Annotated in this window: 9 protein-coding genes; all 9 read left to right on the top strand. The window is 70.8% G+C overall.

The features are described from left to right. Nucleotides 1-1,431, top strand: a 1,431-nt coding sequence (locus tag VFL99_RS15585; protein WP_325107274.1) for an acyl-CoA mutase large subunit family protein, incomplete at its 5' end; no start/stop codon positions are given. Further along, entirely contained in the window at nucleotides 1,431-1,886 is a 456-nt protein-coding gene (locus VFL99_RS15580) for a guanyl-specific ribonuclease (protein WP_325107273.1), read from the top strand. The genes VFL99_RS15585 and VFL99_RS15580, both read left to right, overlap by 1 nt. A gap of 30 nt (nucleotides 1,887-1,916) precedes the next feature. Continuing rightward, nucleotides 1,917-2,342 (top strand): barstar family protein, encoded by a 426-nt coding sequence (locus VFL99_RS15575; RefSeq protein ID WP_325107272.1) that lies wholly within the window; start codon nucleotides 1,917-1,919, stop codon nucleotides 2,340-2,342. Between the two features lie 58 nt (nucleotides 2,343-2,400). Beyond that, nucleotides 2,401-3,597 (top strand): amidohydrolase, encoded by a 1,197-nt coding sequence (locus VFL99_RS15570; protein ID WP_325107271.1) that lies wholly within the window; start codon nucleotides 2,401-2,403, stop codon nucleotides 3,595-3,597. Nucleotides 3,598-3,732: 135 nt separating this feature from the next. Beyond that, nucleotides 3,733-4,881 carry a BMP family lipoprotein gene (locus VFL99_RS15565; protein WP_325107270.1) on the top strand — a complete coding sequence of 383 codons (1,149 nt, stop codon included), beginning with the start codon at nucleotides 3,733-3,735 and terminating at the stop codon, nucleotides 4,879-4,881. 91 nt (nucleotides 4,882-4,972) lie between these two features. After that, complete coding sequence (locus tag VFL99_RS15560; protein WP_325107269.1) at nucleotides 4,973-6,505, top strand: ABC transporter ATP-binding protein; 1,533 nt, start codon at nucleotides 4,973-4,975, stop codon at nucleotides 6,503-6,505. 52 nt (nucleotides 6,506-6,557) lie between these two features. Continuing rightward, nucleotides 6,558-7,784: an ABC transporter permease gene (locus VFL99_RS15555; protein WP_325107268.1), complete on the top strand. Its 1,227-nt coding sequence runs from the start codon at nucleotides 6,558-6,560 to the stop codon at nucleotides 7,782-7,784. Next, on the top strand, nucleotides 7,781-9,121 hold the full coding sequence (locus tag VFL99_RS15550) for an ABC transporter permease (protein ID WP_325107267.1): 1,341 nt from the start codon (nucleotides 7,781-7,783) through the stop codon (nucleotides 9,119-9,121). The genes VFL99_RS15555 and VFL99_RS15550 overlap by 4 nt, the downstream gene beginning before the upstream one ends. A 127-nt stretch (nucleotides 9,122-9,248) precedes the next feature. After that, nucleotides 9,249-9,650 carry a cytidine deaminase gene (locus VFL99_RS15545; protein WP_414713782.1) on the top strand — a complete coding sequence of 134 codons (402 nt, stop codon included), beginning with the start codon at nucleotides 9,249-9,251 and terminating at the stop codon, nucleotides 9,648-9,650. Nucleotides 9,651-9,654: the final 4 nt, after the last annotated feature.

Genomic DNA, 9,654 nt, shown 5'->3' with positions numbered 1-9,654 from the left:
TGGACGATGCGGCAGTACGCCGGGTTCGGCACGGCCAAGGAGTCCAACGAGCGCTACCACGAGCTGGTGCGCCACGGCACCGGCGGGCTGTCGGTGGCCTTCGACCTGCCCACGCAGATGGGCTACGACTCCGACGCCCCGATCGCGCACGGCGAGGTGGGCAAGGTCGGGGTCGCGATCGACAGCCTCGACGACATGCGCACCCTGTTCCACGGGCTGCCGCTGGAGAAGGTGTCGACGTCGATGACGATCAACGCGCCCGCCTCCACGCTGCTGCTGCTCTACCAGCTGGCCGCCGAGGCCGAGGGGATCGCCGCGGACAAGCTGACCGGCACGGTGCAGAACGACGTGCTCAAGGAGTACATCGCCCGCGGGACCTACATCTACCCGCCGAAGGAGTCGCTGCGGCTGGTCAGCGACGTGTTCGCCTACTGCCACCGGCACATCCCGCGGTGGAACACGATCTCGATCTCCGGCTACCACATGGCCGAGGCGGGGGCCACGCCCGTGCAGGAGGTCGCGTTCACCCTGGCCAACGCCAAGGAGTACGTGCGGGCGGCGCTGTCGGCGGGGCTGTCCGTGGACGACTTCGCGCCGCGGTTGTCGTTCTTCTTCGTCGCGCGCACCACGCTGTTGGAGGAGGTCGCCAAGTTCCGGGCGGCCCGGCGGATCTGGGCCCGGATGATGAAGGAGGAGTTCGGCGCGCAGAACCCGAAGTCGATGATGCTGCGCTTCCACACCCAGACCGCCGGCGTGCAGCTGACCGCCCAGCAGCCCGAGGTCAACCTGGTCCGGGTGGCCCTGCAGGGGCTCGGCGCGGTGCTCGGCGGGACCCAGTCACTGCACACCAACTCCTACGACGAGGCGATCGCGCTGCCGACGGCCAAAGCCGCCCGGCTCGCGCTGCGCACCCAGCAGGTGATCGCCTACGAGACCGACGTGACCAAGACGGTCGACCCGTTCGCCGGGTCCTACGTGGTGGAGTCGATGACCGACGACCTCGAGGGCGCGGTCGAGGAGCTGATGGCCGCGGTCGAGGACCGCGGGGGAGCGGTCGCCGCGATCGAGCAGGGCTTCCAGAAGACCGAGATCGAGCGGTCCGCCTACCAGATCGCCCTCGAGATCGACCACGGGCAGCGGACCGTCGTCGGGGTCAACCGCTTCCGGACCGACGACGAGGAGCCCTACCAGCCGCTGCGGGTGGACCCGCGCATCGAGGCCGAGCAGGCCGAGCGGCTGGCCGCCCTGCGCGCCGAGCGCGACGCGGACGCCGTCGCCCGGGCCCTGGAGAAGCTGCAGGCCGCCGCTGCCGGCAGCGACAACACCCTGCCGCCCATGCGCGAGGCCCTCGCCGCGCGGGCGACCGGCGGAGAGGTGAGCACCGCGCTGCGCGAGGTCTGGGGCACCTACGTGCCGCGGGAGTACTTCTGATGCGGCCCGGCCGGCTGCGGCGCGGCGGCGTCGCCAGCCTGCTGCTGGTCGTGATCGTGGCGCTGGTCGGTGGCCTGGCCGGCGGCTGTGGTCCTGCGGGCACCTCGGCGTCGCCACCGGCGGGCGCCACCCCCGGCCTGTCACCGCGGCCCTCGGGGTCGGCCACCCCGAACGACGGTATGCCGACCGTCGCCTCTGCGGACCTGCCACCGGAGGCGCACCACACGATCGACCTCATCGACCACGGTGGGCCCTACCCCTACCGCCAGGACGACGGCGTCTTCCAGAACCGGGAGGGCCTGTTGCCGCCCGAGCCGCGCGGGTACTACCGCGAGTACACCGTGGTGACTCCCGGGTCGCCCGACCGCGGCGCCCGGCGGATCATCGCGGCGCGGGACGGCACGCTCTACTACACCGACGACCACTACCAGTCGTTCCGCCGCATCCAGCGATGAGGACCGGGCCGATGGCCCGCCGAGAGAACGATGAGGAACCCCGCCATGACGCTGCAGGAGCTGCTCTCCGCCACCGAGGGGCGGGTCGTGCCGTCCGGCTCGATCGACGAGACCGTCGGTGACGACCTCGTCGAGGAGGCCGAGCGGGCGGCCGGGGACGCCGGCTGGCGGTTCGTGCACCTCGACACCGAGGGCGCCGCGGACAAGCGCCGCGCGCTCGAGCAGGTGCAGGAGGCGTTCGCGCTGCCCGAGTGGTTCGGACACAACTGGGACGCGCTCGCCGACGCCCTCTCCGACGTGACCGACGACCGCGGGGTGCTCGTGGTCTGGACCGGCGCCGAGGCGCTGGGCGGCGAGGACGAGGACACCTACGCCACCCTCCTCGACGTGCTGCGCGACCGCGCGGACGACGACGACCCCCGCGCCGGCGGACCGTTCTGCGTGGTGCTCGCCTGACCCACCCCTGGATGCGGTGTCCGGTGGCGGCCGGGGACGCCGGTACGCTTGGGCTCTTGTGGAACCCTCGCCCGTCCTCGCCGAACTGGTCGCTGCCGTCGACGCGCGCAAGGACGACCTGCGGGACTGGCGCCGGGACCTGCACGCTCACCCCGAGACCGCCTGGCGGGAGCACCGCACCACCGCCTTCGTCGCCGACCGGCTGACCGAGGCCGGCGTGCGCGTCCGCCCGCTGTCGGGCACCGGACTGGTCGCCGACATCGGCGCGGAGGACCCGGCATACCGGGTCGCGCTGCGAGCGGACCTGGACGCGCTGCCGCTGCCCGAGCGCACCGGGCTGCCCTGGGCCTCGCGGACCGCTGACGTCTGCCACGCCTGCGGGCACGATGTGCACACGACTGCCGTGCTCGGCGCCGGCCTGGCGCTGCAGGGGCTGGCCGATCGGCTCACCGAGGGCGGGATCGCCGTGCGCCTCGTCTTCCAGCCCGCCGAGGAGGTCATGCCCGGCGGTGCGCACACGGTGCTGCAGCAGGGCGTGCTCGACGAGGTCGACCGCTGCCTGGCCGTGCACTGCGACCCCACCATCGACGTGGGCCAGGTGGGTCTGGTCGAGGGACCGATCACCGCCGCGGCCGACGCCGTCACCGTCACCCTCACCGGCCAGGGCGGTCACACCTCCCGGCCCCACCTCACGCAGGACCTCACCTACGCCCTCGGCAAGGTGGTCACCGACGTGCCCGCCGTGTTGTCCCGCCGGTTGGACCCGCGCTCGGGGGTCGCCATGGTCTGGGGCCTGGTGCAGGCCGGTGTCGCCAGCAATGTCATCCCCTCCACGGGCACCGCGCAGGGCACACTGCGGGTGCTGGACGCCGAGGCGTGGGAGGCCGCCGGTGACGTCCTCGTCGAGGTGATCGAACAGGTCGTCGCGCCGTACGGCGTGACCGCCCACGTGGAGCACGTGCGCGGAGTCCCGCCGGTGGTCAACGACGGCGACGCGGTCGAGGCCTTCCGGCTGGCCGCTGCCAGCGCCCTCGGTGCGGACGCGGTCGTGCCGACCAAGCAGTCCCTCGGCGGCGAGGACTTCGCCTGGTACCTGACCGCCGCGCCCGGTGCGCTGGCCCGCCTCGGGACACGTTCGCCGGGCGGCCCGACCTACGAGCTGCACCAGGGCGACCTCGTGGTCGACGAGGACGCGGTGGGGGTGGGCGCCCGCCTGCTCGCGGCCGCGGTCCTGGCCTCGGCCACCGGCCGGTAGGCCACCGCGAAAACCGGCACGTAACGGTTGGGACACCGGCGTGCTCCGGTGGCAGACAGCATCCCACGGAGCGAGATAGAGTCTGCCGCGGTCACGCCCATTTCCGGCGCGTGGGCTACAGATGGAGGAGACGCAGTGCGTTCGGTGATGAAGGTGGCGACCGCGGTGGCCCTGGTGGGGCTCACCGCGACGGCGTGCGGGAGCAAGCCCGCAAGCAGTGGCAGCACGGGGGCCTCGGGGACGTCGGGGAACTCCCCGTCGGCGGCGACCTCGCCCAGCAGCAGCACGGGGGGCACCGGCGGGGGGACCGCCTCCGGCAACGCCCTGAAGGCCTGCATGGTCCTGGACACCGGTGGTGTCGACGACCGTTCGTTCAACGAGTCGTCGTGGAACGGCATGCAGGGTGCACACCAGGCGAACTCGAACATCAAGGTCAGCTACGTGTCGTCGAACAGCCAGAACGACTACGTGCCGAACCTCAACGCCGAGGTGAACAAGGGCTGTGACACGGTGCTCGCCGTGGGCGGTCTGATGGCCGACGCGGTGAAGACCACCGCCAAGAAGAACCCCAAGACCCACTTCGCCGAGGTCGACGCGCCCTCCAGCGGCCCGAACGTCTACGGCCTGCAGTACAACACCGCCCAGGCCGCCTTCCTCGGTGGTTACCTGGCCGCCGCGATGAGCAAGACGGGCAAGGTCGCCACCTACGGCGGCCTCAACATCCCGCCGGTGACCATCTACATGGACGGCTTCTGGGAGGGCGTGCAGTACTACAACAAGCAGAAGGGCAAGAACGTCCAGGTCCTCGGCTGGAACGAGAAGAACCAGAAGGGCGGCACGTTCGCCCAGTCGTTCACCGACCAGAACAAGGGCCGTTCGATCACCCAGGCCTTCCAGCAGCAGGGCGCCGACATCGTCTTCCCGGTCGCCGGCAGCACCGGTCTCGGCTCGGGCGCCGCGGCGCAGGCCGCCGGTGGCAAGCTCAACCTGATCTGGGTCGACACCGACGGCTGCGAGAGCGCCTCGCAGTACTGCCAGTACTTCGTCACCAGCGTGACGAAGGGCATCACCAAGTCGGTGGAGCAGTACCTCAAGCAGTCCTCGGACGGCAAGTTCCCGACGGGCAACTACATCGGCACGCTGAAGAACGACGGGGTCGGCCTCGCGCCGTTCCACCAGTTCGACTCCAAGGTGCCGAGTGACGTGAAGAAGGAGCTCGACAGCCTCAAGTCCGACATCATCTCGGGCAAGATCAAGATCACCTCTCCGGCTCAGCCGAAGTAGTCCGAACCGGTCGCGCGAGGAGGGTGGGCCGGGTGCCCACCCTCCTCATCGCCGTCCGGAACCTCTCAGCACCCCTGCGGAAAGCGCTCACGTGAAGCTTGAGCTACGTGGCATCACCAAACGATTCGGTTCGCTGGTGGCCAACGACCACATCGACCTGGTGGTCGAGCCGGGCGAGATCCACGCCCTCCTGGGCGAGAACGGCGCCGGCAAGAGCACGCTCATGAACGTCCTCTACGGGCTCTACGAACCCGACGACGGACAGATCCTGCTCGACGACCAGCCGGTCACCTTCTCCGGACCGGGCGACGCCATGCGGGCGGGCATCGGCATGGTGCACCAGCACTTCATGCTCGTGCCGGTCTTCACCGTCGCCGAGAACGTCAGCCTGGGCCACGAACGGACCGGCCCCCTGGGCTTCCTCGACCGGCGCAAGGCCCGCCGGGAAGTCCAGGAGGTCTCCAAGCGCTACGGGCTGCAGGTGCCGCCGGACGCCCTCGTCGAGGACCTGCCGGTGGGCGTGCAGCAGCGGGTCGAGATCATCAAGGCGCTGGTCCGCGACGCCCGGGTGCTCATCCTCGACGAGCCCACGGCCGTCCTCACCCCGCAGGAGACCGACGAGCTCATGGAGGTCATGCGCTCCCTGCGGGACGCCGGCACCTCGATCGTCTTCATCAGCCACAAGCTGCGCGAGGTCCGCGCGGTGGCCGACAAGATCACGGTCATCCGCCGCGGCAAGGTCGTCGGCGAGACCACCCCGAGCTCGTCGGCGCAGGAGCTGGCGTCGCTCATGGTCGGGCGTCCGGTCAAGCTGACGGTCGACAAGGAGCCCGCCGAGCCCCGCGAGCCAGTCCTGCAGGTCGAGGACCTGCGCGTCGTGGACGCCGCCGGGCAGGTCCTCGTCGACGACGTCTCCCTCGAGGTCCGCGGTGGCGAGATCTATGCGATCGCGGGGGTGCAGGGCAACGGGCAGACCGAGCTCACCGAGGCGCTGCTCGGGCTCGCCGAGCCCGAGCACGGGCGAATCCTGCTGGACGGCGAGGATCTCACGGGGGCCAGCGTCGAGGACGTGCTCCAGCGTGGTGTCGGCTACGTTCCCGAGGACCGGCTGCACGACGGGCTGATCGGCAGCTTCACGATCGCCGAGAACCTCGTGCTCGACATGCACAACCGCCCACCGTTCGGCACGCCCGTGAGCATCGACCTCAAGGCGATCGACAAGAACGCCCAACAGCGCGTCGCGGAGTTCGACGTGCGCACGCCGTCGGCGCAGGCTCTCGCGTCGACGCTGTCCGGAGGAAACCAGCAGAAGGTCGTCCTGGCCCGGGAGCTGTCCCGGCCGCTGCGGCTACTGGTCGTCGCCCAGCCCACCCGTGGGCTCGACGTCGGCTCCATGGAGTTCGTCCACCGGCGCATCGTCGAGGAGCGCGACAAGGGGACCGCCGTGGTGCTGGTCTCGACCGAGCTCGACGAGGTCATCGGCCTCGCCGACCGGATCGGCGTGATGTACCGCGGCGCCATCATCGGCGAGCTGCCCGCCGGCGCCTCCGCCGACGAGATCGGCCTGCTCATGGCCGGCTCGACCAGCGGCGCCGACGACAGCACGGTCAAGGAGCAAGCATGACCCACCCCACGAAGTTCTCCGCTTCGCTTCGACACTTCGCGGGGGCCCCGGCATGAGCACCGCCACCAACGCCGAGGAGCCCCAGGTCCGCCGGCGGTTCCGCTGGGGCGGGGGCGAGCGGCCGGTCCTGATGACCGTGCTGTCGCTCGTCTTCGCCGGCATCATCGGCTCGATCCTCATCGCCGTCGCCGACCCGGACACGCGCACGGCGATGAGCTACTTCTTCGCCTACCCGTGGGACACGTTCACGTTCGCGGGCAAGGCGATCGGCGCCGCCTGGGTGTCCCTCTTCCAGGGTGCGATCCTCAACCCCGCGACGCTGACCAGCGGCAGCGCGACGGCCATCCTCGGACCCATCTCGGAGACCTTGGTCAACGCCACCCCGCTGATCCTCGGCGGCCTGTCGGTGGCGCTGGCCTTCCGCGCCGGACTGTTCAACATTGGCGGCCAGGGGCAGATCATCGCGGGAGCCGTGTGCGCGGCATACGTGGGCTTCCACTGGCAGCTGCCGGCCGGCATACACCTCATCGCCGCGCTCGCCGCGGGCATTGTCGGCGGCGCGTTCTGGGGCGGCATCGCCGGGTTCCTCAAGGCACGCACCGGTGCGCACGAGGTCATCACGACGATCATGCTGAACTACGTCGCGCTGTACTTCCTGCAGTACCTGCTCAACGTCCGCGGCTTCCAGGCGCCGCCCTACGGCCAGGCGATCTCGAACAACGTCGACGCCACCGCGCGGTTCCCGCGGATCTTCACCTCGGACCTGCGGGTGAACGTCAGCCTGTTCGTCGCGTTGCTCGCCGCCGTGGGCGTGTGGTGGCTGCTCACCCGCAGCAGCCTCGGCTTCCGGTTGCGCGCCGTCGGGGCGAACCAGTTCGCCGCCCGCACCGCCGGGATGAGCGTCGGACGTGCCTACATCGCCGTCATGCTCATCGCGGGCGCGCTGTCCGGGCTCGCCGGGTGCGCGCAGATCCTGGGGACGAACCCGGCGGTGACGGGCGACATCGACGCCGGCATCGGCTTCGACGCCATCACCGTCGCCCTGCTGGGGCGCGGCAAGCCGGGCGGCGTGGTGCTCGCCGGTCTGCTCTTCGGTGCGCTGCGCGCCGGCGGTGTGCAGATGCAGTCGAGCACCGGCACCCCCGTCGACCTCGTGCAGGTCGTGCAGTCACTCATCGTGCTGTTCATCGCCGCACCCGCGTTGATCAAGAGCGTGTTCCGGGTGCGGGCGGGCGAGAGCACCATGGGCCAGGAGCTCGCGAAGGGATGGAACGGGTGAGCACCGAGACCACCGTGACGACCCCGTCGGGAGCCGAACCCGAGAGCCCGGACGTCGTCGTCCTCAAGACCCTCAAGCGGCAGATGAGCCCGCGCAAGCGGATTGCGCTCGGCGCCTTCTTCGTGCTGGTCGGCGCCCTCACCGTCTGGGGCCTGGGCTTCGGCGCGAAGTCCGGTGTCACCGCGACGTTCAACCTGAGCGCTCCCGACGCCGCGCTCCACGTGCCGGACCTGCGCTCCCCGGCGCACAACGTCAACGTCGTCCTCGGTGCCCTCATCGTGGCGGTCGGCGTCTGGCAGGCGATCAAGGGCCTGCCGCCGCGGGCCCTGCGCTGGACGTCCATCGTCGTCGGCGTCGCGTTCGTCTTCGCCTTCCTCTCGTGGGCGGCGACCGGCCAGCAGGGCGGCTCGACGATCGACCTGCTCGGCCTGATGCAGCAGTCGATCTTCCTGTCGATCCCGCTGATCCTCGGCTCGATGGCGGGCATCCTGTGTGAGCGCACCGCCGTCATCAACGTGGCCATCGAGGGGCAGCTGCTCGCCGGCGCGTTCGCCGGCGCCCTGTTCGGGTCGGTGACGCACAACCTGGGGCTGGGGCTGGTGGCGGCGGTCGTCGCCGGCGGTCTGGTCTCGGCCCTGCTGGCAGTCTTCGCGATCCGCTACATGGTCAACCAGATCATCGTCGGTGTCGTCATCAACGTGCTGGTGCTCGGCCTGACCGGGTTCATCTACGACTCGCTGATGCAACCCAACCAGGACACGCTCAACAACCCCGGCTTCTTCAGCCCCATCGCGATTCCCGGGTTGAGCGCGATCCCGATCGTCGGGCCGCTGCTGTTCGACGCCAACATCATCGTCTACCTGACCTACGTGGTGATCATCGCCGTCGACGTGGCGCTGCTGCGCACCCGCTGGGGGCTGCGCACCCGTGCGGTCGGCGAGCACCCGAAGGCCGCGGACACGGTGGGCATCAACGTCAACCGGACCCGCTACCGCAACGTCATCCTCGGCGGCTGCGTCGCCGGCCTGGGTGGCGCGTTCATCACCATCGGTGCCGTCGGGGCGTTCACCAAGAACATCTCCTCCGGCAAGGGCTTCATCGCGCTGGCCGCGATGATCTTCGGCCGCTGGTCGCCGCGCGGGGCGCTGGCCGCGGCCCTGCTCTTCGGCTTCTGCGACGCGCTCGCGACGGTGCTCTCGTTCATCCAGGCGCCCGTCGCGATTCCCTCGAACCTGTTGTCGATGCTGCCCTACCTCGCGACCCTGTTCGCGGTGGCCGGCGTGGTCGGCCGCGTCCGCGCCCCCGCCGCGGACGGCGAGCCCTACACGAAGGGATGAGCGGTATGCCGGCACGCACCTGCCGCCGCGAGGGCACCTCATGGTGAGCTCACGGCATACCTCTGCGAGCGGGCGGGACCACCACCGCGGGAGCGGACGACCGCTCCAGTCCGGGCACGGCGACGACGTGGACTGGACCCTGCTGCGCGACCAGGCGGTCGAGGCGATGCGTCGGGCGTACGCGCCCTACTCCGGCTACCCGGTCGGCGTGGCCGGCCTGGTCGACGACGGTCGTCACGTCGCGGGCTGCAACGTGGAGAACGCCGCCTACGGCGTGACGCTGTGTGCCGAGTGCGGGATGGTCTCGGACCTCGTGATGTCCGGGGGCGGCCGGCTCGTCGCGGTTTCGTGTGTCAACGGTGAGGGCGAGACGATCATGCCGTGCGGCCGCTGCCGGCAGCTGCTCTGGGAGCACGGCGGACCGGACTGCCTGCTCATGACGCCGTCGGGGGTCAGGCCGATGACCGAGGTGCTGCCGGACGCGTTCGGCGCGGCCGATCTCGACGAGCACCGCGCCGCCTCGCGCTGAGCCC

The organism is Segeticoccus sp., from assembly GCF_035708005.1.
This window is presented reverse-complemented; position numbering and strand designations above follow the sequence as displayed.